General features: G+C 33.5%; 22 protein-coding genes. 9 read left to right on the top strand and 13 right to left on the bottom strand.

Translation table 11 applies throughout. The features are described 5' to 3' along the window. Positions 1–8: 8 nt before the first annotated feature. The 9 genes from secDF to Q0783_RS18235 all read right to left on the bottom strand — a co-directional run bounded on the left by secDF (position 9) and on the right by Q0783_RS18235 (position 12,157). Positions 9–3,023 carry a protein translocase subunit SecDF gene (secDF, locus tag Q0783_RS18275; RefSeq protein ID WP_298897571.1) on the bottom strand — a complete coding sequence of 1,005 codons (3,015 nt, stop codon included), beginning with the start codon at positions 3,021–3,023 and terminating at the stop codon, positions 9–11. A 180-nt stretch (positions 3,024–3,203) separates the two neighbouring features. Next, a complete protein-coding gene (locus Q0783_RS18270; protein WP_298761842.1) occupies positions 3,204–3,839 on the bottom strand; it encodes a hypothetical protein in 636 nt (211 codons plus the stop codon). Between the two features lie 39 nt (positions 3,840–3,878). After that, the gene (locus tag Q0783_RS18265) at positions 3,879–4,796 is read right to left on the bottom strand and encodes a hypothetical protein (protein ID WP_298897569.1); all 918 of its coding nucleotides are present in this window, start codon (positions 4,794–4,796) and stop codon (positions 3,879–3,881) included. A 69-nt stretch (positions 4,797–4,865) separates the two neighbouring features. Continuing rightward, a complete protein-coding gene (gene mdh / locus Q0783_RS18260) occupies positions 4,866–5,792 on the bottom strand; it encodes a malate dehydrogenase (RefSeq protein ID WP_230937299.1) in 927 nt (308 codons plus the stop codon). A 125-nt stretch (positions 5,793–5,917) separates the two neighbouring features. Then, entirely contained in the window at positions 5,918–6,964 is a 1,047-nt protein-coding gene (locus Q0783_RS18255; RefSeq protein WP_298897567.1) for a DUF6588 family protein, read from the bottom strand. 181 nt (positions 6,965–7,145) lie between these two features. Then, complete coding sequence (gyrB, locus tag Q0783_RS18250; protein WP_230937301.1) at positions 7,146–9,095, bottom strand: DNA topoisomerase (ATP-hydrolyzing) subunit B; 1,950 nt, start codon at positions 9,093–9,095, stop codon at positions 7,146–7,148. Positions 9,096–9,541: 446 nt separating this feature from the next. Then, positions 9,542–10,105, bottom strand: a complete 564-nt coding sequence (locus tag Q0783_RS18245) for a CPBP family intramembrane glutamic endopeptidase (RefSeq protein WP_298897565.1) — start codon at positions 10,103–10,105, stop codon at positions 9,542–9,544. A gap of 175 nt (positions 10,106–10,280) precedes the next feature. After that, positions 10,281–10,853 carry a helix-turn-helix domain-containing protein gene (locus tag Q0783_RS18240; protein WP_298897563.1) on the bottom strand — a complete coding sequence of 191 codons (573 nt, stop codon included), beginning with the start codon at positions 10,851–10,853 and terminating at the stop codon, positions 10,281–10,283. A 173-nt stretch (positions 10,854–11,026) separates the two neighbouring features. Continuing rightward, a complete protein-coding gene (locus Q0783_RS18235; RefSeq protein ID WP_298897552.1) occupies positions 11,027–12,157 on the bottom strand; it encodes a LytTR family DNA-binding domain-containing protein in 1,131 nt (376 codons plus the stop codon). A gap of 231 nt (positions 12,158–12,388) precedes the next feature. Between Q0783_RS18235 and Q0783_RS18230 the strand changes: the two genes are divergently transcribed. The 5 genes from Q0783_RS18230 to Q0783_RS18210 all read left to right on the top strand — a co-directional run bounded on the left by Q0783_RS18230 (position 12,389) and on the right by Q0783_RS18210 (position 18,454). Further along, complete coding sequence (locus tag Q0783_RS18230; protein ID WP_298897550.1) at positions 12,389–12,799, top strand: hypothetical protein; 411 nt, start codon at positions 12,389–12,391, stop codon at positions 12,797–12,799. Between the two features lie 11 nt (positions 12,800–12,810). Next, positions 12,811–13,374 (top strand): YceI family protein, encoded by a 564-nt coding sequence (locus Q0783_RS18225; RefSeq protein WP_298761831.1) that lies wholly within the window; start codon positions 12,811–12,813, stop codon positions 13,372–13,374. Beyond that, positions 13,364–14,239, top strand: a complete 876-nt coding sequence (locus Q0783_RS18220; RefSeq protein ID WP_298897548.1) for a DUF5777 family beta-barrel protein — start codon at positions 13,364–13,366, stop codon at positions 14,237–14,239. Before Q0783_RS18225 ends, Q0783_RS18220 begins: the two co-directional genes overlap by 11 nt. A gap of 143 nt (positions 14,240–14,382) precedes the next feature. Further along, on the top strand, positions 14,383–15,336 hold the full coding sequence (locus Q0783_RS18215) for a hypothetical protein (protein ID WP_298897547.1): 954 nt from the start codon (positions 14,383–14,385) through the stop codon (positions 15,334–15,336). Positions 15,337–15,730: 394 nt separating this feature from the next. Beyond that, the gene (locus Q0783_RS18210; protein WP_298897545.1) at positions 15,731–18,454 is read left to right on the top strand and encodes a T9SS type A sorting domain-containing protein; all 2,724 of its coding nucleotides are present in this window, start codon (positions 15,731–15,733) and stop codon (positions 18,452–18,454) included. A gap of 291 nt (positions 18,455–18,745) precedes the next feature. On the opposite strand, the gene asnB is transcribed toward Q0783_RS18210, so the two are convergent. Continuing rightward, the gene (asnB, locus tag Q0783_RS18205) at positions 18,746–20,410 is read right to left on the bottom strand and encodes an asparagine synthase B (RefSeq protein WP_298897544.1); all 1,665 of its coding nucleotides are present in this window, start codon (positions 20,408–20,410) and stop codon (positions 18,746–18,748) included. Positions 20,411–20,679: 269 nt separating this feature from the next. Here asnB and Q0783_RS18200 point away from each other — a divergent pair, with 269 nt between their 5' ends. Next, positions 20,680–21,225 carry a DUF2911 domain-containing protein gene (locus tag Q0783_RS18200; protein ID WP_298761822.1) on the top strand — a complete coding sequence of 182 codons (546 nt, stop codon included), beginning with the start codon at positions 20,680–20,682 and terminating at the stop codon, positions 21,223–21,225. Between the two features lie 44 nt (positions 21,226–21,269). Here the strand turns inward: Q0783_RS18200 and Q0783_RS18195 are convergent, their stop codons facing one another. From Q0783_RS18195 to Q0783_RS18185, 3 genes are read right to left on the bottom strand one after another with little or no spacing between them, the layout of a single operon-like run. Further along, a complete protein-coding gene (locus Q0783_RS18195; RefSeq protein ID WP_298897542.1) occupies positions 21,270–21,521 on the bottom strand; it encodes a hypothetical protein in 252 nt (83 codons plus the stop codon). A gap of 30 nt (positions 21,522–21,551) precedes the next feature. Next, complete coding sequence (locus tag Q0783_RS18190; protein WP_298897541.1) at positions 21,552–22,184, bottom strand: 7-carboxy-7-deazaguanine synthase QueE; 633 nt, start codon at positions 22,182–22,184, stop codon at positions 21,552–21,554. A gap of 39 nt (positions 22,185–22,223) precedes the next feature. Next, positions 22,224–22,670 carry a Rid family detoxifying hydrolase gene (locus Q0783_RS18185; RefSeq protein ID WP_298897540.1) on the bottom strand — a complete coding sequence of 149 codons (447 nt, stop codon included), beginning with the start codon at positions 22,668–22,670 and terminating at the stop codon, positions 22,224–22,226. A gap of 56 nt (positions 22,671–22,726) precedes the next feature. Between Q0783_RS18185 and Q0783_RS18180 the strand changes: the two genes are divergently transcribed. Genes Q0783_RS18180 through Q0783_RS18170 form a run of 3 tightly spaced genes read left to right on the top strand, consistent with a single transcriptional unit; the run spans position 22,727 to position 25,254 of the window. Then, positions 22,727–24,265, top strand: a complete 1,539-nt coding sequence (locus Q0783_RS18180) for a helicase HerA-like domain-containing protein (RefSeq protein WP_298897539.1) — start codon at positions 22,727–22,729, stop codon at positions 24,263–24,265. Positions 24,266–24,305: 40 nt separating this feature from the next. Beyond that, the gene (locus Q0783_RS18175; RefSeq protein WP_298761816.1) at positions 24,306–24,869 is read left to right on the top strand and encodes a hypothetical protein; all 564 of its coding nucleotides are present in this window, start codon (positions 24,306–24,308) and stop codon (positions 24,867–24,869) included. 13 nt (positions 24,870–24,882) lie between these two features. Next, positions 24,883–25,254: a cupin domain-containing protein gene (locus tag Q0783_RS18170; RefSeq protein ID WP_298897538.1), complete on the top strand. Its 372-nt coding sequence runs from the start codon at positions 24,883–24,885 to the stop codon at positions 25,252–25,254. The last annotated feature ends 26 nt before the right edge of the window (positions 25,255–25,280 follow it).

The following is a 25,280-nucleotide window of genomic DNA, read 5'->3' as shown; positions in this document are numbered from 1 at the left end:
AAAAGCAATTACTTTTTATTGTCTTCCTCTTTTGGAGGCGCAATACCTTTATTTTTTAATGTGTCATACATTAATGGTGTTGCGATAAATACCGAAGAGTAGGTACCAACAACAACACCTACGATTAAGGCAAATAATAAACCTCTAAGTGATTCGGCACCAAAGATGAACATTGCCAATAACACTACTAATGTTGTTAACGACGTATTTAATGTTCTACTTAATGTACTATTAATTGCCGAGTTGATGTTTACACCTCCTTTAAATCCTGCACGTTCAGCAAGTACTTCTCTAATTCTATCAAATACAACAACCGTATCATTTAACGAGTAACCAATAACGGTCAAAATTGCCGCAATAAATGCTTGGTCAATTTCCATACTAAATGGCATGAACTTGTATAATAATGAGAAGATACCTAATACAATAATCACATCATGGAAAACTGCCGCTACAGCTCCTAATGAGAATTGCCATCTTTTAAAACGGAATAAGATATATAAGAATACAACCACTAACGATCCTAAAACTGCTAGTAATGATTCTCTCTTAATATCATCGGCAATGGTCGGACTCACTTTACTAGAGAGCACTTTACCAATATTATTTTTACCTTCAGAGAAGTCTGCATATGACAGTCCTTCTGGCAAGTATGATTTTAATCCATTAAAAAGCATTGTTTGTACTTCTTCATCAACCTCAACAGAGTTTTCGTCGACTTTATATTTCGTAGAAATCTTTAATTGATTTGCACTACCAATTGTTTTTACTTCAACACTTTGGAACACTGCAGTTAAATCTTTAGCAACTGCCTCTGAACTTACTGCATCATCAAAACGAACTTGATATGTTCTACCTCCAACAAAATCAATACCTTGATCTAGTTTATTAGTAAATAACGATCCTAAACATACTGCAATTAAAATTCCTGAAACCACATAAGCAACTTTACGTTTACCAATAAAGTTGATCTTATTATTTTTAAATAAGTTTTTAGTAATCGATGTAGAGAAGTCCAACTTCTTACCACTATTTACATACCAATCTACTAACAAACGAGTAATAAAGATTGCTGTAAATAATGATGTTAAAATACCTATTAATAATGTTGTTGCGAAACCTTTAATTGGTCCTGTACCAAATACAAATAGGATTAATGCTGTTAAACCTGTTGTAATGTTGGCATCCAAAATTGAAGATAATGCGTTAGCGAAACCGTCTTTAACTGCTTCTTTTTGCGACTTCCCTTTACCAAGCTCTTCACGTATACGTTCAAAAATAAGTACGTTAGCATCTACCGACATACCAATTGTTAATACGATACCTGCTAAACCAGGAAGCGTTAATACAGCTCCTAATCCTGATAATACACCAAAGATTAATAAGATGTTTAATAATAAAGCGATATCTGCAAAGATACCTGCCTTTCCATAGTAAAGAATCATCCAAATCAACACTAATGATAAAGCAATTAAGAATGATTTAGTACCACTCTCTATAGCTTCTTTTCCTAAAGAAGGACCTACTTGATCAGCTTGAACAATCTCAGCTTTTGCTGGTAATTTACCAGCTCTTAAAACATTAGCTAAATCTTCAGCTTCTTTAACTGTAAAGTTTCCAGAAATCTCAGTGTTACCACCAGAAATCGCTCCATTTGATGCTGTAGGCGCAGAGTATACGATATCATCTAATACTATGGCAATCTGACTTTGGTTTTGATTGGCTCTACCAGTCATCTCTTCCCAAACCTTAGAACCTTTAGCATTCATCTGCATAGATACTGATGGCTGGTTGCTCTGGCTAAATGATTGACGCGCATCTGTTACTACACCTCCGCTTAATTCTGGTTCATTATCTCTATTTCCTTTGAGAGCATATAAATCGATATACTCAATACCAGTTTCGGCATTTGCTATATAAGGTAATCCAAATACAAACTTAGTAAAACGAGCATCTGCAGGTAATGCAGCTCTAACCTCTGGCATTTTAAGGTAAGATTCAAGCAACTCCTTGTTACTTGATTCGATAGCAAATAAACCACCTTGCGTGTTTGGATATACAGCAACGATCATATCACCTATCGGATTAACTACTGTTTGTACAGCGGTAGAATCTGTAGATGTTTCTCCTAATAAATCATCAATTGTGCTATCTTTAGTATCAGTACTATCAGTAGCTACTGTATCTTGAACTTCTACCGCCTCTTCTTTCTCATCAACATCTAATTTTGCTTTAAGTATTTCGTTAGCTTGATTTAAAAAGGTTCCTAACTCTCCCGGTTTAGCCACATCCCAAAACTGTAATTGTGCTGTGGTTGTAATTAATTCGGTAGCACGTTGTACATCTTTAACTCCTGGTAATTCAACTAATACACGACCAGAGTTTCCTAAACGTTGGATATTTGGAGATGTTACACCAAATTGATCTATACGTTTACGTAATACTTCAAATGCCGAAACGATTGATTCATCTACTTTTTCCTGTAATTTGTTTTTCACATCAGCATCTGTCATCGAAATATCAATAACATCATCTAGATCTCTATTAGCAAAAATATCTGGTGATGCTAATTTTTGATCACCTTTTACTGCCTCCCAAGCTGTAAAGAAAGACTCTAAATACGATTCTTGAGCATTTTTCTGAATTTCTTGAGCATCGCTTAGTGCTTTATTAAATGCTGGGTCTTTACTGTTATTTGATAAACCGAAAAGGATATCTCTAACAGAAATTTGAAGAATAACATTTAATCCACCTTTAAGGTCAAGACCAAGATTCATGGCTTTCTCCTTAACTTCTTTACCTGTAAAACTTGCAATACCCATATTGTAAGCTTCTATATTAGACAGCGAGTCTATATAGCGTACTTCCTCTGCATTGACATCATCTGGGTTGTCATATTTACTTTCTGCAAATGTCTTTGCAGCTTCATCGATTTGGTTGTTTTTGAATGTAAATGATAATTGGTAGATACTTACCAATCCAAATAACACTGCAAAAAGCTTAACTAGTCCTTTGTTTTGCATTGTACTTTTTTTAGGTCAAATTTTTAATCGCGCAAATATAGAATTCACACCGAATTTGACAATTGTTTTTTATAATTATATGAAATTGTTGTAAGGCTTTTCAACTTAGTTGATCACCATTTAATTGATTGAGATATATCTCAATTATATACTGAAAGTATTGTGGGAATCTTAAGCAAATTAGCTTAATAGATCACTCACATTTGTAGTAGGCCCTGCCCTAACCTCAGGGATTTTGCGTGACCTATTATCTATTGCGATTGCAATATTTTTATTGAATCTGTAAGCGACTTTAACAATTCTGCTAAGTGCTCTATCATCTATGTTCTTTGTAGATAGAAAACTATTAGGATTTGAGAATCTATCATTTTCTGCTTTAGTCTCTAAGGCCAGTTTCCCATCTAAACTTGAAGCATCATCACCTTTTAGAATTTCATAAACATCAACATTGTAAGTGATTGTTTTATCTTCGGAAGGCACTTTGTTTTGATTATCCTCTTTAGAAACATAATCTATGGAAAGGTTATCATCTTCAGAAAGCAATGCTTTTATAATGGATACATCCGAACTACTGTAGTAAGAAATTTTTAATTGTCCATTAAGCTGCTCTTGTACTTTGATATCTTTAACATCAGCCGTTTGAAGTTTCTGCTTTACAAGAGCAATCGCATGCTGCGTATCCTGAGATGTAATAGAGCTGGATGTAAACTGTAGAACAATCTCTTGATTAGGTACAGACGTTTGATCATTACTAGCTATACTACCTAGTAAAGTTAACGTTATTATGAGAATACTAATGTACCATCTCGAATTCATGCGCCAAATATATAAAAAATAAAGAATCTATTGTTACACTTAATCGTTTATAGCAGAAGAGTTGACGAACTTTAGCTTAGGAATACGTCTATGTGAATTTAAAACTAATGCTAATATTTGTGCTTTATCTAAGGTAAACCCTCCTGTGATTTCTGTTTTACCAGCACTAATTGGTCCACTTGACACTGTTGGAGCCGAGTATATAATATTATTTACTGTAATAGCTATTCGAGAACCTTTTTGATATGCTATCTCTGTCATTCTTTCCCAACGTTGTGCTCCCTTTTGATTCATTACCATACTTATGGATGGACGATCGTTGAATGAATAGATTTGTTCTGCACTAACAATATGGGTTTCATTTACAAAAGCCCTACCACTGGAAGTGGATCTAATCCCATAAACATCGCGTTCACCTATATCATTTGGCAGTCCGAATAAGAATTTTGTCTTTTTCAATTCAGCAGGTAGCAATGCTCTTATGTCTTTCCTATTCAAAAAATTACTAATGGTTGCTGTATCCTTTGTTGCTACTGAAAAGAGAGCTCCAAAATGATCAGTTGGTGCTTTGATTATATCTACCGCAGATCCTGAATCATCAACTTCACTTGCAAAAGTTCCGATGGCTTCAATTATAAATGTATTTAAGTCATTTAGTTGTAAACATTCCCAAAAATCTAATTGTCCGCGATTTTCCAAGATAAGCTGTAATCTATCTAACTTAGCATTGGAATTAATATTGATTTCAATTTGTTGTTTATTATTCAATGTCACTTCGACATCTGAAGCAAGAGGTTTTAATCGAGTAATTAATGTAGCGATGGTTCCCTGTTTATCATTAGCAGAAACCGTCTCCGAATTTTCAAATTCGTAAATGATACGATAGTGATGTTTAGGTTTTACATTTCCGCAGGAAAGAAACAATATTGTAATACTAATAATATAGAGATACTTCATAGGTTATAGAAATAATAAAGGCTGTCATATCTAATAACAGCCTTAAATATATTTAAAAATGTATTGGTATTATAATTCTAACAAACCGTTAGTTTTCTTAACACCTTCAGCACTTTCATTTAAATGAGCTTCTTCGGCATCACTCAAATTGATTTTTACAATCTCTTCAATACCATTGCGTCCTAAAATAACAGGAACACCAATGCATAGATCATTCAAGCCATATTCTCCTTCTAATAATGTAGAGCAAGGGAACATTTTCTTTTGATCGCAAGCTATAGCTTGAACTAATCCACTTACAGCAGCTCCTGGCGCATACCAAGCAGAAGTTCCTAATAATTTGGTTAGCGTTGCTCCACCAACTTTAGTATCTTCTTTCACTTGATTTAAACGTTCGTTTGATAAAAACTCCGAAACCTTCACACTATTCCTAGTTGCATGTGCAGTTAGAGGCACCATACCTTTATCGCTGTGACCTCCAATTACCATTCCATCAACATCACTAATAGGAGCTCCTAAAGCTTCTGCCAATCTGTATTTAAAACGTGCAGAATCTAGTGCACCTCCCATACCAATAATTCGGTTTTTAGGAAGATCAGTAGTTTTATGAACCAAGTAAGTCATAGTATCCATTGGGTTACTGACTACAATGATGATTGTATTTGGAGAATGTTCGATTAAACTAGAAGATACAGATTTAACGATTCCTGCATTAATGCCAATTAACTCTTCACGAGTCATACCTGGTTTACGCGGAATTCCAGAAGTAATCACACAAATATCGCTATTAGCTGTTTTTGTATAATCGTTAGTAACACCTGTAATTTTAGTATCAAAACCATTTAAAGAAGCGGTTTGCATTAAATCCATTGCTTTACCTTCTGCAAAACCTTCTTTAATGTCTAATAATACAACTTCGCTAGCAAAATCTTTAATTGCAATATATTCTGCGCAACTTGCACCTACTGCTCCTGCTCCAACTACTGTAACCTTCATATAATTTTATGTTTTAAATTGTGTTGTTATTTGAGAGTGCAAAATTACAAATTTTTAGGCTTTTAATGAAAAAAGCGTAAGATAAAATCCTACGCCTACTCATTACTTTTTAAATTTACAAAATGTTATCTGAAACTAAAGGCAATTCCTGCTGTTGCTGTATTATAGTCTTGAAACGTATAATCTGCAAAAATCTTAAAAAACCCAATATTTAATCGAGTTCCTAAAGTTGCTCGCATCCCGTTGGCTTCAAAATCTAAATTTATCGGATTACGAATTGATTCGTCAATGGTTCCGATGACATTACCGTTGCTATCTACAACATCATAGGTCAATATATAATCGCCTTTCATTTTAGCGGTCGTCTTACCTTGATTATAACCTAGACTTCCATATAGTGTAATAATTTTAAAATCTAACGAAGCAATGGCCTGGATTGTCCAAGTATTCATTTTAAATTCTGCTTCTCCGTTACTTACTGCAACCTCATCTTCGGTATTTTCATCATCAATATCATAGGTCACTTTCATATTAGTAAATGCACCTAATATAGATAAACTCAAAGGCAATTTATCTAATGGTCCCAAATACTGCATAAGATCATGTTGTAAACCAAATCCAATGAGATTAGCATTGACACTATCATCAAAATTTAATTCTGGGAATAGTCTAAGTTTTATATCTGTGTTGAAAGGGAGTCCAAATCCTAATTGTACCATTGGTGTAGGAACTGCATTAATTGGTAAGTCATCAGTAATACCTCCAGGCATATCAAAACTAGCTACTTTAAAAGTACCCTCTCCTGTTGGAATACTAATATCTATTTGGGTCTCAGCATCATTTTCGCTCATTACTGTATTTAAAGATGTTTCTCCATTAGGTAATGATAGAAATGTATAGTCTCCTGGTACAAATGCAAATAGTTGATCTTGACTAGGAACAAAAGAGGCATTGGCATTAATCATAATATCGAAACCAAATTTTTTATGAGTTTTAGCTGTCGAGTACCAACCACCATTCATACTATACATTAAACCTTCCATAGCTGGATTTAGATAGTTTTGAGTAAGTAAGCTAGCATCATCTGCAGCCAATAGAATTGTTTCGAGTTCTTGTGATTTTGAATTTTGTATCGAGAAGAGTAGTATGAATACAATCAATAGATTTTTCATAGCATTTGATTTATAGGTTATTATAAATGTAATAAAAAAACAAGAATATCTGCTTTTTATCGTCAAAAAACCACCTTTTGTCGATATGAAAATAAAGATATTGTATAAAAAAAGCAACTACAGATATGTATGTAGTTGCTTATATTTTTATACTTAAGTTTAAGTAAGTGTACTTATTTAATTATGCATCAATATTAGCATAGATAGCATTTTTCTCGATAAATTCTCTACGAGGTGGTACCTCATCTCCCATTAGCATTGAGAAAATACGATCGGCTTCTCCTCCATTATCAATTTGAACTAAACGCATAGTTCTAAACTCAGGATTCATAGTTGTATCCCAAAGTTGCTCGGCATTCATCTCACCAAGACCTTTATAACGTTGTATTTTTGATCCGTCACCAAAGCCTTCAACAATTTCATCACGCTCTTTATCACTCCAAGCATATTGTTTTTTTGCTCCCTTTTTTACTAAATACAAAGGTGGAGTAGCAATATAGATATGACCATTTTCAATTAACTCTTTCATATATCTAAAGAAGAAGGTTAAAATTAAAGTAGAAATATGGCTACCATCAATATCGGCATCACACATTATAACTACTTTATGATATCTTAATTTAGATAAGTTGAGTGCTTTACTATCTTCTTCGGTACCTATAGTCACACCAAGAGCTGTGAAGATATTTTTAATTTCTTCATTTTCAAATACCTTGTGTGTCATAGCTTTTTCAACATTTAAGATTTTTCCACGTAGTGGAAGAATCGCTTGAAATGCTCTATCACGACCTTGTTTGGCTGTTCCACCTGCCGAATCTCCCTCGACAAGAAATACTTCACATTTTGCAGGATCTTGCTCTGAGCAATCACTTAATTTCCCAGGTAATCCGCCAATACTCATAACTGTTTTACGCTGCACCATATCACGTGCTTTTTGTGCAGCATGACGTGCTTGAGCAGCAAGAATTACTTTTTGAACAATGGTTTTGGCATCATCTGGATGTTCTTCAAGATAATCGGTTAACATTTCGGATACTGCCTGACTTACAGATGCAGATACTTCCCTGTTTCCTAATTTAGTTTTGGTTTGTCCTTCAAATTGAGGCTCTTGAACTTTTACAGAAATAATCGCAGTTAATCCTTCGCGGAAATCATCACCTGCAATATCAAATTTCAGTTTATCTAACATTCCCGAAGCATCAGCATATTTCTTTAAGGTATGTGTTAGACCTCTTCTAAAACCTGATAAGTGTGTTCCACCTTCATGCGTGTTAATATTATTAACATACGAATGTAAATTTTCAGCATATGAAGTATTATAGATCATAGCTACTTCAACAGGCACGCCATTTTTCTCACCTTCAAAAGAAATCACTTCGCGCATTAAAGGCTCACGGTTTCCATCTAAGAATTTGATAAATTCTTTAAGACCTTCTTCAGAATAAAAGGTTTCACCTTCAAACTCACCATCGTCCTTTTTATGTCTTTTATCAATTAGATGTACAGTAATTCCTTTATTTAAGTAAGCTAATTCTCTAAGTCTACTAGCCAACGTATCATAGCTGTACTCTAAAGTTTGTGTAAAAATAGTAGCGTCAGGCTTAAAAGTAACGGTTGTTCCTCTTTTATCTGTATCGCCCACTGCCTTCACAGGGTACATTGCTTTACCACGTTCGTATTCTTGTTCATAAATTTTACCACCTCTGTAAACTGTAGCCTTCAAATGCTCAGATAAGGCATTTACACAACTTACACCAACACCATGCAATCCACCTGAAACCTTATAAGAGTCCTTATCGAACTTTCCACCTGCTCCAATTTTAGTCATCACAACCTCAAGTGCAGACACACCTTCCTTCTTATGGAGATCTACAGGAATACCACGACCATCATCCTCTGTAGTTATAGAATTATCTTCGTTTATGGTTACTGTAATATTATCACAATGACCTGCTAATGCTTCATCAATAGAGTTGTCTACTACTTCATATACTAAATGGTGCAAACCACGAGTACCAACATCTCCAATATACATGGAAGGACGCATACGTACATGTTCCATTCCTTCTAATGCCTGAATACTATCTGCCGAGTAATTGTGCTTGTTAAATTCTTCTTTTTTATCGCTCATAAATTGTGATTTATTTGAAATATTAAATACTTAAAATTCATTCAATTTTTTAATTCTTACTGAAATAAAAAAAGATGCTTTTATAGCATCCTTTTGAATACAAACAAAGATACGAAATAATCATGCATTTTAAAAGCTTTTTATCGATTGAAAACAATAATTATCAACATTTGTTAATTACTTAAAAATGTCTTAAATCGTCTAAAAAGTAGCTTAAAATCGATTTTCTTGCTTTTTAACACCTGTGTAAAAACACTAAAATTGAAAAAGGCTTTAGAGGTGATATTTCAGATTTAAAAAATGTCTACAACGTCTAAATTTCAGGCGTGTTTTTTCGCTTTTTAAGCCATGGGAAATCATTCCATTTCCAAATTAAATAGGTGACTGCTAAAAGGGTCAATATTAAGCGTGTTGCTATGGGATATCTAGATAACAAGTGTTTTATATTATTTGGCATTTTCCTCCTTAATGTGATTAACAAAGAGATTTGATTTAAATAAGAGCTTAAAACCTATTAGTGTCATTATAGAAGGAAAGAACCCTCTAAATAGTGAATAATAGAATTGATTCCATTCGGACAAGTCGGTTTTTGAAAGTTCGGTAAATAGCAGCTCTCCAAAAGGCTGACTTGGATAAAAGCAGGTCATTATAAAATTATAGCCTATATGAAGCCCCAAACCCAGCATGATTGATTTAGTTTTATGAAATCCATAAGCCCAAACATATCCAGTAAACCCTGTAACCAGAACAACGTATATGATAGGAACAATTCTATCATTCGTCATTCCATAAGAAAAGACATGATAAACCCCAAAGATAAATGCAGATATCAAAATTGCCCATTTACTTCCTATTCTACTTATGAGGATATACAAAAGGGCTCCTCTAAACACCAAATCTTCTGTTAAAGCAGATCTAAGGTGATAGATAAATGCACTACCCATTGATTTATAATTAATCACTTGTTGTTTCCATGTAATCGACTTTATCTGCGTTTCAATATAGATCATTAAAAGACAGATTAAGCTTATCATTATTAAGCCAATTATAAACTGGATTGTTCGATTTTTATTCGGAATGATTCCTAGAACATTTAAGTTCTTTTTCTCAATGAAATGCAACAGCACCCATGAGATTACTATTATGACTAATAATCCTAACATTTGAAATGAAATTTTAAAAAGATTAAACTTTACTTTTTGGTTTTAAAAATGGAATAGAAAGGGGATAGTAGTATGTCCCTTTGCTTAAGGCAGACATTAAACTCTTAATGCTAAATACAATACCAAAAAGAAATACAGCAACAGTTCCAAAAAAATTATACCCAGGTAATGGAAAAAACAGTAATAGTGATACAATTAACATGAGATTTAAGGTACAGTGAAAGTTAATGACTGCTCTCCCATGCTCATCATAAACTTTATTATCTTCGCTCTTGCTAACCCATATAAATATTGGAATCAAGATGTTTGCAAATGGTATGAGCAATCCAAAAAATGGAGAACCATGAATTAACATCATCCATTTTCTTTTAAGAGTTTCTTCATTTGGATTATCTAAAACTAGTAAATCATTAACATCAATTTCTAGACCTTCTGCTAATAATTTTACAGTTTGCAAATGAGGTTGCACCTCTCCTTTTTCAATACGCTGAATTGTACGAACAGTAACTCCAGTTTGATGAGAAAGTTCTTCTTGCGTGTACCCTTTTAACTTTCGTTGGTATACTAAATTTTCTTTAAGTGTACGTTGTTTCATTTTGGTCATTTTTATTGACACAAATCTATAGCGTATTCTTGGTCTTTAACACGACATTTAAATGTCACCTATATGTCACATACAGTATCCATAAGGGTTTCAGCAAATATATAGCTTTGATTTTTAAACTAGCAAAAAAAAGATTAAGCGTGTAACTATTAAGGTTTAACCCACTATAGATCTAACCATTGTTTAAAAGAAGATGCTTTATTTTTGCCAATAACGATATCAATTTCCGAAGCAGGTTTCGTTTCTATTTTAAGAGAACTATTCCCAAATTTAATGATCTTATCTATAGCGTAGATCGACACAATTATTTGCCTATTAGCCCTAAAAAATAATTTTTGATCCAAAGACGAATAAATTTGGTCTAAACTATCATTAGCTGTATAGCGCTTTCCATCCTTTCTAACAATATAAGTAATGGTGTTTTCAACATAGATATAAGAAATGTCTTCTATTGAAACAGGCATTAATTCATTCCTAATGTAGGTAAGAAGTCTTTTTTTAGGCAATTCTTTTACTTGGTCTTCATCTTCTTTTTCAAATGCTTCAATTTCGGCCTTAGCTTGCTGTTCTTTTATAATTGCAATATTTTTTTGGTAGTTCTCCAATGACGTATTGAGCTTTGATAAATTAAGCATTCCGTCTTCTAAACGAGAAGAACGTTGTTCTAAAGCTTCATAATAATAACTACCTATATAACGTGTGATTCCTAATAGAAAAATTAAAATTATGAGTCCGAGAATAAGAAACACAAACAAAAAGCCACTTTTAAAACTATCTAGTTTGCTAATAATGTTTTTTAAATTGATATGAGTAGCAATGATCATATCAGAATTTGGTATGGGATCAAGACGAATAATCTCAGAAGTGTTTTGCTCTTTACCTTCTAAATTATAATCGCTTATAAAAGCATAGAGGTCTTCAATTGAAACTTCATTTTTTACACTAGAGACCAAAGGGTTCTCCCTAGCATCAACGGCTCCAACCTTTGTAATATCTGGATAACAAACAATCTTACCAGACCAATCGATTACTGATAAAAAAATATTTTCTTCGTTAACATCTTCGATACTTTTTTGAATTGCGTCTACAACATTATTCTTTTCTAACTTATTTTCAAGAGCTTTTGAGCTTATCAAAGAAATCTCTTTAGCTCTTCTTTTTGCTGAATTAATTTCATTTTCAATGAGCAAAATTGAACTGCTCTTAGAAATAAAGTTTATTGCTAAATAAGATATTATCAAGTATAAAACACTAAAAATGATTGATATCAGAATATAAATTCTATAATTTTTCATTGTTGGTTTGTAAGGTTATCTAATTTATACCACTAATTTAAACGTTAGGTAATCAAAACATAAAAAATTCAAAGCTCAAAATTCCACTTTAAGATTCATTTTTCCGTTTCAATTATTTTGTGCTACTATAGACGTTTTTTTGGGAGTTTAATTACATACTTTTACATTAATTATTAGAAATAGTAACCAATTTAAGGTAGTATATAATAGGTTAAATAATTAATTAGAATTATGATAAAGCGACATTTGGATAAAATTTTTGTAGCCGTGTTTTTACTTATTTCGATTACAATTATAACAATAGATTTAATAACCAAATCTGATAGTAATACGAATCAGAAACAAACTACTAAACAACTAACAACAAATGAATTGATTTTTGAATATAAAAATCAATCGCTTGGACAATTTATAGAAAAAGCTATTGAAGTTGATGGTATTTTAAAAGAGATAAAATATAAAAATGATATCTATACGCTGTATTTAACTGATGGCAATCATAAAACATATATTTTATGCGAATTACAAAGTGATCAAATTGAAAAAGTATCACAACTTAACATAGGGAAAAGAGTTAAAATTAAAGGCATATTAAAAGGTCATTTAATGGATGTTATATTATTGAATTGTGTTATTATATAAAAAGAGTATTCATGAATAAAACTTTACTATTAATTCTTATCGCTTTTATTAATTACCCTTCTCATTTTCCAAACAAAAAAGATTATAAAGAAGAGTACATTGAAAGACAAGGCGAAGTCTCTTTTTTCTCTTATACTCCAGTAGAAAACATTCAAGCAACTAACAATCAAGCCTTAAGTATCTTTGACACCAAGACAAATGAAGTTGCGGTAAGAATTTTGATGAGGGCCTTCGTTTTTAAGAAATCATTAATGCATGAACATTTCAACGAAAGTTATATTGAATCCGACCTATATCCTGAAGCAACATTTAGTGGAAAAATCATAGATTTTGACCCAAGTATTGAAACCATGCAAACTCGCATTATAAAAGGTGATTTTACATTGAAAGATGTTACCAAATCAGTCGACATTAAAGCTACCATATCCATAGTTGATGGAAATTACATTATCAAAGGAGGTCTAGACATTTTAATAGACGATTATAATATCAAAGTACCCGCTTTATTGTCACCCAATATTTCAAAAAAAATAGAAGTTACTTTTAATTTTAAATATTCTCAACATGAAAAGTAAAATACTACAGTTTGTACTTTTCTTAAGTATACCATCATGTTTATCATCTCAAAATTTGCTAGACAAATTGGCCAATGAAGATTTAGAAACAAAAAATTATGTAATGTCTACATTTAAAGGTACTCGACTTTCTATTGGTCATTCTATTGAGACTCGGAAAAAGAATACATTAGAAATTTCCTTTATGAGCCGTTATTGGAATGTTCCACAAGAGACAAGTAATTCTTTTATAGCTGATAGAATGTGCACAAGAGTAGGATTGGATTATGGGATTTCCGATCGTTTAACCTTTGGAATAGGCTCTGGAAACCCAAATGGCATAATCGATTCTTACTTAAAGTATAGGCTATTTCAACAAAGTACAACAAAAAAAGGAAGTCCTGTAGGTATAACCTTATTGCAAACAAGCACTTACCGAACGCGATCCATAAAAGGAATTGAACGTAGAAATACTTTTGGTGAAAAATTGGCTTTTACAACTCAACTATTAATTGCAAGAAAAATAACGAGAGATTTTTCGCTTCAAATATCACCGACATTCGTTCATAGAACATCTTCTAATTTTAGTGTCGATGATCATAATCATTTCGCTGTAGGTTTTGGCTCACGTTATAAAGTAAGCAATCACGTCTCTATTGTTTCAGAATATTATTATGTTGCAAATCCTCTAAAATCTATAGAAACTTTTGGTGCGTTCTCACTAGGAGCAAATTGGGAAGTTAGTGACTTATTATTACAGTTTAAAATGACCAATAATCAAATTTTCACTGAAGATGCTTTCATCACTCAAACTGCCCAAAACTTTAATTTTAGAGATGGAAATTTCTTCTTTGGCTTCCACGCTACTTATCATATTCAATTGTAATAATCCTTTTGAAATAAATAAGTCTACAAATTTTCCGTTTTAACTGGCAATTTTCCGTTTCGCACTTTTTTGTTGTCAGGATGCATAAAAACAGACGTCATTTACGGTATCAAATAATTTAAACAAATTTAAACGCAATGAAAATGAAAAATTTTTTTTTATTCATGATACTAACAGCTTTATTTGCAAGCTGTAGTTCAGATGACGACACTATTAATCCAATTGATATTGGCGAGAGTATTATTCGCATTACAGAGGTAAATGCCGACACAGACGAAATTATTATTTCAAATTTTGGTGATGCTTCAGTAGATATTGGTACTTACTGGCTATGCTTAGGTCCTGGAACTTATGTTCAAATTTCCGATGCTACAAATAGTTCAACAAACTTAAGTCCAAATCAAAACATCACTCTATCATATGATGTTAACCCTACCGCAGACGGACTTAGTATTTTTACTACCAACACATTTGGATCATCAGACCCAAACGTACTTTTAGATTATGTACAATGGGGAGCTGCCAATCAAGCTCGAGTTAACCAAGCCATAACAGCTGGACGTTGGGATAATGCTAACAACTTCGTTCAAGAAGGGTCTCCTTACATTTTTAATGGACAAGCCAATCAATTTGGATCTACTTTTTGGGAAGGAACAACTGTAGTAGTCACACCAACTCCTAGTGTTGTAAAGATTTTGGAAGTCAATACCACAACAGACCAAGTTACGATATCTAACCTTGGAGGTACAGCAATAGATATAGGAGATTACTGGTTATGTCTTGGACCTGGAACCTATGTTCAAGTTTCTAATGCGGCTTCAGGTTCAACAAACTTAGCACCTAATGCTAGTATTACATTATCTTATGATGTGAATCCAACAGCAGATGGGTTAAGTATTTTTTCTACAAATTCATTTGGATCTACAGATCCAAACGTACTAGTAGATTATGTACAATGGGGTGCTGCCAATCAAGCTCGAGTTAACCAAGCGGTAACTGCTGGACGCTGGGATAATGCCGATAATTTTTTACAAGGAGGATCCCCTTACAACTTTACTGGAGAAGCTGATGATTTTGGCTCTACATTTTGGAATTAAGCCCGATTAACGTTACCTACTTATATTTAATAACCAACCTAAAAGGCATCAATAGTATTGATGCCTTTTTTCTTTATTATAATTCCTTGTGTCTTTTAGAATAAAACTAAACTCATTTAGATTAAATACAAAAAAGTCTCACTATGGTATATTAATACAATTCACTTAAAAAAGGTTTAATTCTTCAAAATTCTTCAAATAAACGCCAATAACTTCTAAGTCGTAGTGATTTCCAAACAAAAAGATGACAACACCACTGTTTACAATACTTTCAACAATTCCGTTTTAAAGCCCCATTTTCCGCTTCGCTATAATTTAATTGTATTAAGGTTCCTTTCCTCATTTTATTTGCATCATCAAATTAATAAAACATTTTAATCACAAAAAAAATTGAATGATGAAAAAAGTACTCAAAAAGTGGCCCACGATTTCTGCCACACATTTTAACAAAGTAGTGTTTCTTTTTTTCTTTTTATTCGCAGTTAGCTTTTCACAAGCTCAAATTGTTATAAATGAAGTTAAAGAAAACGGAAGCGTAGAACTTAAAAATTTAGGTGCTACAACAATAGATGTCTCAACCTATTGGTTATGTGACTTCCCTAGTTATAGACAATTGAATAATGGTTCTATCACTGTAGAGTCCGGAAACCTTAATATGACTCCAGGAGCAATCTTAGAAATAAGCGGATTCAACTTTATCGATAGTGCCGATGGTGAATTAGGTTTATACTCAACTAACTCTTTTGGAAGTAGTTCTGCTATAGTAGATTATATTCAATGGGGATCTGGAAATCACGGTCGTGCAAACGTTGCGGTAGGCGCAGGAGTTTGGAGTATTGCAACAGATTTTATTCCTGCATTTGGAGAATCTCTATCTCTACAATATGATGGCACAGGTGATAGCCCTTCTGATTATTTTGAAGATACTGACACTCTAGGTAGTGATAATAATATTGTTATATGTAATGCGCATGCTGCAGATATTACAATTGATAATACTAATTTAAACAATACCACTACAGTTGCTGCTGACGGTTTAAACGCTGTTATTTGTGTTGATAACCAAGATGACTTCATTAATGTAAATATAGGCTCTGGCAGTGTAGGTACTAATTCAGGATTTATTATTACTGATGCCGCTACGAATGAAATCTTAGGACTTCCAAGTAGTGGGCCTTTTAATTTAAATGGCGCAGGAACTGGTATATGTGAAATTTGGTATGTACGCTACGAGAATGATTTTTCTGGAAATATAGTTGGTAATAGCTTATCAGATTTAACTGGATGCTTTGATTTATCAAATCCAGTACAAGTCATCCGTGAAGCTGCCGATGGTGGTACTGTTGCTATCGATCTTGCAGCTACTGGAAATCCTAATAATACAACTTCTTTTAATGGTGACACTGAAGCTGTTATTTGTGTTGATTCACAAGCCGATCCTTTAGTGATCATTCATGAGAATCCTGGAGCTGAGAATTTATCTTATAGATATGTGATTACCAACGAAGATGCTTCGGTAATCTTAGCTATATCTCCTTCTGCAACTATCGATCTTAATGGCGCTGGTGTTGGTACTTGTCAAATTTGGGGATGGTCATACAGAGGAATGGCTGATAATGGTGCATCGTTTATTGGTGGACCTTTAGCTGATCTTGATGCTGCTGAATGTTCAGACATCTCTGATAATGCTGTAAATGTTATCCGCGAAGCTGCCGATGGTGGTACTGTTGCTATCGATCTTGCAGCCACTGGAAATCCTAATAATACAACATCTTTTAATGGTGACACTGAAGCTGTTATTTGTGTTGATTCACAAGCCGATCCTTTAGTGATCATTCATGAGAATCCTGGAGCTGAGAATTTATCTTATAGATATGTGATTACCAACGAAGATGCTTCGGTAATCTTAGCTATATCTCCTTCTGCAACTATCGATCTTAATGGTGCTGGTGCTGGTACTTGTCAAATTTGGGGATGGTCATACAGAGGAATGGCTGACAATGGTGCATCGTTTATTGGTGGACCTTTAGCTGATCTTGATGCTGCTGAATGTTCAGACATCTCTGATAATGCTGTAAATGTTATCCGTGAAGCTGCCGATGGTGGTACTGTTGCTATCGATCTTGCAGCTACTGGAAATCCTAATAATACAACTTCTTTTAATGGTGACACTGAAGCTGTTATTTGTGTTGATTCACAAGCCGATCCTTTAGTGATCATTCATGAGAATCCTGGAGCTGAGAATTTATCTTATAGATATGTGATTACCAACGAAGATGCTTCGGTAATCTTAGCTATATCTCCTTCTGCAACTATCGATCTTAATGGTGCTGGTGTTGGTACTTGTCAAATTTGGGGATGGTCATACAGAGGAATGGCTGATAATGGTGCATCGTTTATTGGTGGACCTTTAGCTGATCTTGATGCTGCTGAATGTTCAGACATCTCTGATAATGCTGTAAATGTTATCCGTGAAGCTGCCGATGGTGGTACTGTAAGTCTTTCAAATGGAGATACAGAAATTTCAATTTGCGCAGGAGATGGCCTTCCAAACCCGTTAGACGTTATACATGAAAATCCTGGTGCTGAAAATCTATCCTATAGATATGTTATTACAGACGCAAATACTGGATTAATTTTAAATGTTGTTAATACTAACGTTATTGATTTAGACGGTGCTGGAGCAGGTGTATGTGAAATTTGGGGATGGTCTTATAGAGGTGTTCCTAATAACGGACTTGATCAAATTGGCCAACCTTTATCATCTCTTGACAACTTAGATTGTTCTGATATTTCTGATAATGCAATTATTGTAACACGCTTAACTGGAACTGACTGCGAATCATTAAGTGTAGATGATTTTAGTCTTTCTAATACACTAAATGTATTTCCTAATCCAGCTATAGATATAATTAATATTAGCAATAATTCAAGTGAGAGTATTAATGCTTCAGTAGAAATGTACGATTTAAGAGGAAGAAAAGTATATCAAAATACTTCTAATTTAAGCAATGCTTTACAAATTAATATTTCAAATTTTGAAAGTGGTATGTATCTCATAAACATTACAGATACAAATAGTAAAGCCATTGTTACTAAGAGAATAATAAAAAGATAATTAAGCTGTTAATACTTGGGAAGGTGATTGTATTAACATAGCCTTCCCTTAAAAAAATGATTATGAAAACAACTAATAAAAAACAATTTAGCTTTTATAATTTAATATGGATTATACTATTTTCTATATCTAGCTTTGTTGCAATTTTAAGTCTTATAGAAATATATAAACTCGTAATAAAATAAGTCATACTCAGGTTTATAATTTTGGGATGGAGAGATTAATAATTTTTAGGGATAAAATTATTAATCGAAAAAAAAGGAGAGCTATTAGCCTCCTTTTTTCTTTTTATTAATAAGCATCGGCATGAACTTTTGCTACTGCTCTACCAGAAGGATCATTCATGTTTTTAAATGCCTCATCCCACTCTAAAGCAATTTTTGTACTACATGCAACACTAGGCTCTTGCGGAACACTTAAGGCTGCAGCATCGCTTGGGAAGTGACTTTCAAAAATGCTTCTGTAATAGTATTCCTCTTTATTTATTGGAGTTTGGATTGGATAACGAAATTTAGCATTGTTCATTTGCTCATCAGTAACTTCTCTCTCAACAAGCGCCTTTAGCGTATCAATCCAGCTATAACCTACTCCATCACTGAACTGTTCCTTTTGCCTCCAAGCTACACTTTCTGGTATCATATCTTCAAATGCTTTACGAATAACCCATTTCTCCATACGTTCGCCATTGATCATTTTATCTTTAGGATTGATACGCATGGCAACGTCCATAAATTCTTTATCTAAAAACGGAACTCTCCCTTCAATTCCCCAAGCTGCTAAACTTTTATTTGCTCTTAAACAATCATACATATGTAATTTATCTAATTTACGAACTGTTTCTTCATGAAACTCTCTTGCATTTGGTGCCTTATGAAAATATAAATAGCCTCCAAAAATTTCATCTGCGCCTTCACCAGATAACACCATTTTAATACCCATTGATTTAATTACTCTCGCCATTAAATACATTGGTGTGGATGAACGGATTGTCGTAATATCATAAGTTTCTATATTATATATCACATCTCTTATAGCATCTAAGCCTTCTTGAATTGTAAACTTTATTTCATGATGCACTGTACCAATGTGATCAGCTACTTTTTTAGCAGCAGCCAAATCAGGAGATCCCTCTAAACCAACAGAAAATGAGTGCAGCTGTGGCCACCAAGCTTTTTCTTTATCATTAGCTTCTATACGTCTTTCAGAGTATTTTTTAGCTATGGCTGATGTTACCGAAGAGTCCAATCCACCAGACAAAAGTACTCCATAAGGCACATCACTCATAAGCTGTCTATGTACAGCATCTTCTAAAGCTTGCTTTACTTCTTCAATACTTGTATCATTATCCTTTACAGCTTCATACTCGATCCAATCACGCTTATACCACTGTACAAATTTTCCATCTTTGCTAGACATATAATGTCCAGGAGGAAACAATTCAATTTTGGTACATACGCCTTCTAATGCTTTCAATTCTGAGGCGACATAAAATGTTCCGTTTTGATCCCAACCTATATAAAGAGGAATAATTCCCATATGATCTCGAGCTATAAAATACTCATCCTTTTCAGCATCATAAATTGCAAATCCGAAGATGCCGTTCATCTCATCCACAAAATCAACACCTTTTTCTTGATATAAGGCTAAAATCACTTCACAGTCGCTTTCGGTTTGAAACTGATATTTACCTTCAAATTGTGAGCGCAATAATCTATGGTTATAAATTTCTCCATTGGCAGCCAAAATGAGTTTTTTATCTTCACTAAATAAAGGTTGTTTACCCGAAGCTGGATCAACAATAGCTAAACGTTCATGAGCCAAAATGGCTTTCTCATCACTATAAATTCCACTCCAGTCCGGTCCTCTGTGACGAATACTTTTCGCCATTTCTAATATTTGAGGTCTTAAGTCTTCCGATTTCTGTTTTAAATCAAACGCACATACAATTCCACACATAGCTTTAATCTTTATATTTTTTTAGTATTTATTTAATTTGATAAAGCAAATATGATGCTAAGATTATAATTATTAAATATAAAACAATAAAATACTTATAATTTAAAACTTTATTTGATTATTTAATGCTTTATTGTAATTATTGTAACATGATTTCATCATTTTTTAGGAAAAATTGTAAACTTTAACATCAAGGCTCGACATTTAATATAATATTAAGACCTATGCGGTTTAACTTTATACAATTCAAATTAACTAAAAAACACATCATGAAAACAAAATCAATTATTTCTGCAATTACCATGGCATTCTTAATGCTTATATCGGTAAACATGAACGCTCAAGACTTTCCAAAAATGGATAAGAGTCCGATGGATGTCGCTTCCTTTCCTACAAACTGGAGAAATGCAGACAAGCTCATTAAAATATCATATAGCAGACCGCAGCTTAAAGGACGTAGTCTTGACAAATTGGCTCCAAAGGGAGAAGTTTGGAGAACTGGAGCTAATGAAGCTGCAGAACTAACACTATACAAAGATATGATGTTAGGTTCTACAAAAGTTCCTGCTGGGACTTACACATTTTATGTTATTCCTGGTGATACAGAATGGACCGCAATAATAAGTAAAGACCTCAACGTTTGGGGAAGTTATTTCTATAAAAAAGAAAATGATGTGGCGCGACTCAACGTACCTGTGACTACTGCTAAGGACTCTCTAGAATCTTTCGCTATCGTATTTGAAGATTCTAAAGATGGCGCTCATATGCATTTAGGTTGGGGAACTGTTAGGATAGCTGTTCCGTTTACCAAATAACTACTCTATTCAAACAAAAAAGCTCTGAAAATTCAGAGCTTTTTTTATGTTTTTTTGTTCAAATGTTCTCTAGTACTTAAAATGAATTTTAGCTTACTGTAAGCAATATTCCATTTTTCGGTATTCTTGAAGTAAATAATATTGTCATTTTTTAAATCTATGTTTTCTGTTAAATCAGAAGCTTCAAATGATTCTTCACATTGATGCAAACGTTTAAGATACCCAAGTAATTCTCTTGTATCTTTCTTTTCTAATTCCAAAGAACTTAATACTACAGGGTTCTTCCTCTTTGGCATATTAAATTTGATTAACTATACTATTCTATTCTATGGTATATTTAAATACTTGTGTGTTTGCAAAGAGACTTTCCATTTAGGATTATCCATGACATAGTCAACAATTTGAGGCACTACTTTATCACGCTTGCTCCATTCTGGTTGCAAGTATAAAATACAATCCTTACTAACTCTTGCAGCTTGTTCTTCGGCAAAGCGAAAATCATCTTTATTGTAAATGATGCATTTTAACTCATCTGCTTTGGCATAAACTTCTTCTGTAGGCAGTTTCATTTTTTTTGGTGAGAGGCAAATCCAATCCCAAATTCCTGATAACTTATAGGCTCCAGAAGTTTCAATATGTGTTTGTAAGCCTTTGGCTTTGAGCTGCTCTGTCAAAGGTCCCATATCCCAAGTTAATGGCTCTCCACCAGTAACTACAATAGTTTTACTGTATTTTGCAGCATTTTCAACTATTTTTTCTGTTGCTGTTGGAGGATGCAATTCAGCCAACCAGCTTTCTTTAACATCACACCAATGACAACCTACATCACAGCCACCAATTCTTACAAAATACGCAGCCGTTCCTTTATGATATCCTTCTCCTTGAATTGTATAAAATTCCTCCATTAAAGGAAGTAACAAACCTTTGTCTATCAGTTCTTGTCGTTCTCTTCTCGTCATAGCCTGCAAATATACTTTAAAAGTTAGAAGTTATTTTATTTATTTCACTGCAATAACGTCTATTTCGATATTAGCATTAACTGCTAAACCTGAAGCAGCGAATGTTGTTCTTGCTGGTTTATTAGGAAAATAAGTTTTATATACCTCATTGAAAGCAGCAAAATCGTTAATATCTTTTAGTACAACAGTACATTTCACAACACGATCCAAGGAAGATCCATGCAGACTCAAAACGGCTTTTATGTTTTCAATACATTGTTTCGTTTCTGCTTCTATTCCACCTTCTACTAATGTACGTGTACTATGATTCATTCCTACTTGGCCAGCCAAGAACAAAAGACCATTAGCTTCAACCACATCACTAAATGGTGCTTGAGCTTTTTTAGGTTCATGCGATTTATGAAATATAACATCTTGATTATTTTGTTGGCAAGACATCATTCCGAAGAGAAATAATAAAATTATAAAAGGAGATGTGTTTTTCATTTTAGTTCATTTTAAACTTGACTAAAATTACACTATTTTTATGCAAATTTTGAATTATGAGTAGAACGGACGATTTTTTAAAAGAAATCACAGACGGAAATACTAACAAAGGCGACTACATTACGCTAGGTTCTGCTATGTTAGATGGCGAAACATTAACCAATGCTTATGTCAATGTACCATTAAAAACCATGAATAGACATGGTTTAATTGCTGGTGCTACTGGAACTGGAAAAACAAAAACGCTTCAGGTTCTAGCTGAAAATTTGAGTGAAAAGGGTGTTCCAGTACTTTTAATGGATATCAAAGGAGATTTAAGTGGGTTAGCACAACCCAGTCCTGGACATCCAAAAATTGATGAGCGTCACGAAAAAATTGGTTTACAATTTGATCCTAAGTCATTTCCAGTAGAAATTTTAACATTATCAGAACAAGATGGTGTACGCTTACGTGCTACAGTTAGTGAGTTTGGGCCTGTACTACTCTCTCGAATTCTAGACCTATCTGAAACACAATCTGGTGTGGTTGCAGTTATCTTTAAATATTGTGACGATAATAAATTACCATTATTAGATTTAAAAGATTTTAAAAAGATACTTCAATACGCAACTCAAGAAGGGAAAAAAGAATTTACCGAAGCTTATGGAAGAATTTCTACCGCTTCGACAGGAGCAATTCTAAGAAAAGTTGTTGAAATAGAGCAACAAGGTGGCGAGCTCTTCTTTGGTGAAACATCATTTGAAGTAGACGATTTACTACGTGTTGATGATGACGGAAGAGGATACATCAACATTATTCGTTTAACAGACATTCAAGACAAACCTAAGTTGTTTTCAACTTTCATGCTAAGCTTACTGGCCGAAATATACTCGACATTTCCTGAGCAAGGTGATAGTGGTCGACCAGAGTTGGTTATGTTTATTGATGAAGCGCACTTAATCTTCAATGAAGCGTCCAAAGCACTACTAAACCAAATTGAAAGTATTGTCAAATTAATTAGAAGTAAAGGTATTGGTTTATATTTCGTCACTCAAAATCCAACAGACGTTCCTGAAGCTGTTTTAGGTCAATTAGGTTTAAAAGTTCAGCATGCATTGAGAGCCTTTACTGCAAAAGACAGGAAAGCAATCAAGCTAACTGCGCAAAATTATCCTGACACCGCATATTATGACACCGCAGATGTACTTACATCACTGGGAATTGGAGAAGCTTTAGTTTCGGCATTAAATGAAAAAGGAAAACCAACGCCGCTTGCTGCCACGATGATGCGTGCACCAATGAGCAGGATGGATGTATTAACTGAAACAGAATTAGGAAGTTTACTTGGGAAATCTAAACTTGCTAAAAAATACAACGAGGAAATTGACCGAGAGAGTGCCTATGAAATGCTCAATAAAAAAATTGAAGTCGCTGAAGCCGAAGAAGCTAAAGAAAAAGCGCGCAAAGAAAAAGAAGCTCTAGAAAAAGAAGAAAGCAAACGAAAAACATCTCGTTCCAGAAGTAGAAGCACAAGACAAAACCCTATTGTTAAAGTTTTGACAAGTCCAACTGTAATAAGAAGCGTTCTTGGTATCTTAACAAAGATGCTTAAATAAAAAACACCTCAAATTAATAACCATATTTAATACTAAATTAGTGAAAACACAATTAAAATACATTTCGATCTTAACCATAGCTTCAATAGTTATAGCTAGTTGTACTAAAGAAAAAAAGCAAGATCCTTTTCAAATTAGTAAGCAACATATTGGTTTACTAACAGACTCTACAATGGTGAAGGATTTAGATATTGCATTTCCTAACGACTCAATTGTAACCTCTATAAAAGGAGATGAATTTGCTGGAGATAATAATGACATAGAAATTTATAAAGAAGGGAAAAAGTCGCTTATCTTAACACCAAGTCAGGCATTAGATTCAACGGCTGTGATTGAGAGTGTTCTTATCTTAAACGAAAAGTACAAGACCGATAAAAATATTTCTACACTAAGCACGTTTAAAGACATTAATGACAACTATAAAATCTCCAGTATCAATAATTTGATTTCTACAGTGGTTGTCACCGTAAATGAAATCAATGCCTCATTTACCATTGATAAAAAAGAATTACCAGCAAATCTAAGATTTGATATGACGTTGAATATTGAAGCTGTTCAAATTCCAGATAATGCAAAAATTAAATATTTTATAGTGCATTGGTAATTAAAAGATCTTTATGTTGAGTAAAAAACCGTACATCATTCAAAATTCGCCATTTGTGGTACCAACAACAGATGGAAAACTAATTGAAGAACACTTTGGAAATGCTACTGATGGAAACACTCAATTAAGTATTGCCCACATGGTTGCTCCTCCTGGTTGGAGCGAACCTTTTCAAACTCCAGAATTTGATGAGTACACCTATATAATTAAAGGAAAAAAACAATTTATCATTAATGATGAAATTTTGATTCTTGAAGCAGGCCAATCCATTAAGATTAATAAAAATGTAAGAGTACAATACTCTAATCCATTTACAGATGCTTGTGAGTATATAGCCATTTGTGTGCCTGCATTTTCGATGGATTTAGTAAATAGAGAAGATTAATGAAACAGGTGCTTTTCAAAGTTATT

The sequence above is a fragment of the uncultured Psychroserpens sp. genome (genome assembly GCF_947500255.1).
Lineage (GTDB): Bacteria > Bacteroidota > Bacteroidia > Flavobacteriales > Flavobacteriaceae > Psychroserpens.
This window is presented reverse-complemented; position numbering and strand designations above follow the sequence as displayed.

Excerpts from the sequence above, each read along its gene's own strand:
- secDF (WP_298897571.1), bottom strand. The coding sequence starts at position 3,023 with ATGCAAAACAAAGGACTAGTTAAGCTTTTTGCAGTGTTATTTGGATTG.
- Q0783_RS18270 (WP_298761842.1), bottom strand. The coding sequence starts at position 3,839 with ATGAATTCGAGATGGTACATTAGTATTCTCATAATAACGTTAACTTTA.
- Q0783_RS18265 (WP_298897569.1), bottom strand. The coding sequence starts at position 4,796 with ATGAAGTATCTCTATATTATTAGTATTACAATATTGTTTCTTTCCTGC.
- mdh (WP_230937299.1), bottom strand. The coding sequence starts at position 5,792 with ATGAAGGTTACAGTAGTTGGAGCAGGAGCAGTAGGTGCAAGTTGCGCA.
- Q0783_RS18255 (WP_298897567.1), bottom strand. The coding sequence starts at position 6,964 with ATGAAAAATCTATTGATTGTATTCATACTACTCTTCTCGATACAAAAT.
- gyrB (WP_230937301.1), bottom strand. The coding sequence starts at position 9,095 with ATGAGCGATAAAAAAGAAGAATTTAACAAGCACAATTACTCGGCAGAT.
- Q0783_RS18245 (WP_298897565.1), bottom strand. The coding sequence starts at position 10,105 with ATGATCTATATTGAAACGCAGATAAAGTCGATTACATGGAAACAACAA.
- Q0783_RS18240 (WP_298897563.1), bottom strand. The coding sequence starts at position 10,853 with ATGAAACAACGTACACTTAAAGAAAATTTAGTATACCAACGAAAGTTA.
- Q0783_RS18235 (WP_298897552.1), bottom strand. The coding sequence starts at position 12,157 with ATGAAAAATTATAGAATTTATATTCTGATATCAATCATTTTTAGTGTT.
- Q0783_RS18230 (WP_298897550.1), top strand. The coding sequence starts at position 12,389 with ATGATAAAGCGACATTTGGATAAAATTTTTGTAGCCGTGTTTTTACTT.
- Q0783_RS18225 (WP_298761831.1), top strand. The coding sequence starts at position 12,811 with ATGAATAAAACTTTACTATTAATTCTTATCGCTTTTATTAATTACCCT.
- Q0783_RS18220 (WP_298897548.1), top strand. The coding sequence starts at position 13,364 with ATGAAAAGTAAAATACTACAGTTTGTACTTTTCTTAAGTATACCATCA.
- Q0783_RS18215 (WP_298897547.1), top strand. The coding sequence starts at position 14,383 with ATGAAAAATTTTTTTTTATTCATGATACTAACAGCTTTATTTGCAAGC.
- Q0783_RS18210 (WP_298897545.1), top strand. The coding sequence starts at position 15,731 with ATGATGAAAAAAGTACTCAAAAAGTGGCCCACGATTTCTGCCACACAT.
- asnB (WP_298897544.1), bottom strand. The coding sequence starts at position 20,410 with ATGTGTGGAATTGTATGTGCGTTTGATTTAAAACAGAAATCGGAAGAC.
- Q0783_RS18200 (WP_298761822.1), top strand. The coding sequence starts at position 20,680 with ATGAAAACAAAATCAATTATTTCTGCAATTACCATGGCATTCTTAATG.
- Q0783_RS18195 (WP_298897542.1), bottom strand. The coding sequence starts at position 21,521 with ATGCCAAAGAGGAAGAACCCTGTAGTATTAAGTTCTTTGGAATTAGAA.
- Q0783_RS18190 (WP_298897541.1), bottom strand. The coding sequence starts at position 22,184 with ATGACGAGAAGAGAACGACAAGAACTGATAGACAAAGGTTTGTTACTT.
- Q0783_RS18185 (WP_298897540.1), bottom strand. The coding sequence starts at position 22,670 with ATGAAAAACACATCTCCTTTTATAATTTTATTATTTCTCTTCGGAATG.
- Q0783_RS18180 (WP_298897539.1), top strand. The coding sequence starts at position 22,727 with ATGAGTAGAACGGACGATTTTTTAAAAGAAATCACAGACGGAAATACT.
- Q0783_RS18170 (WP_298897538.1), top strand. The coding sequence starts at position 24,883 with ATGTTGAGTAAAAAACCGTACATCATTCAAAATTCGCCATTTGTGGTA.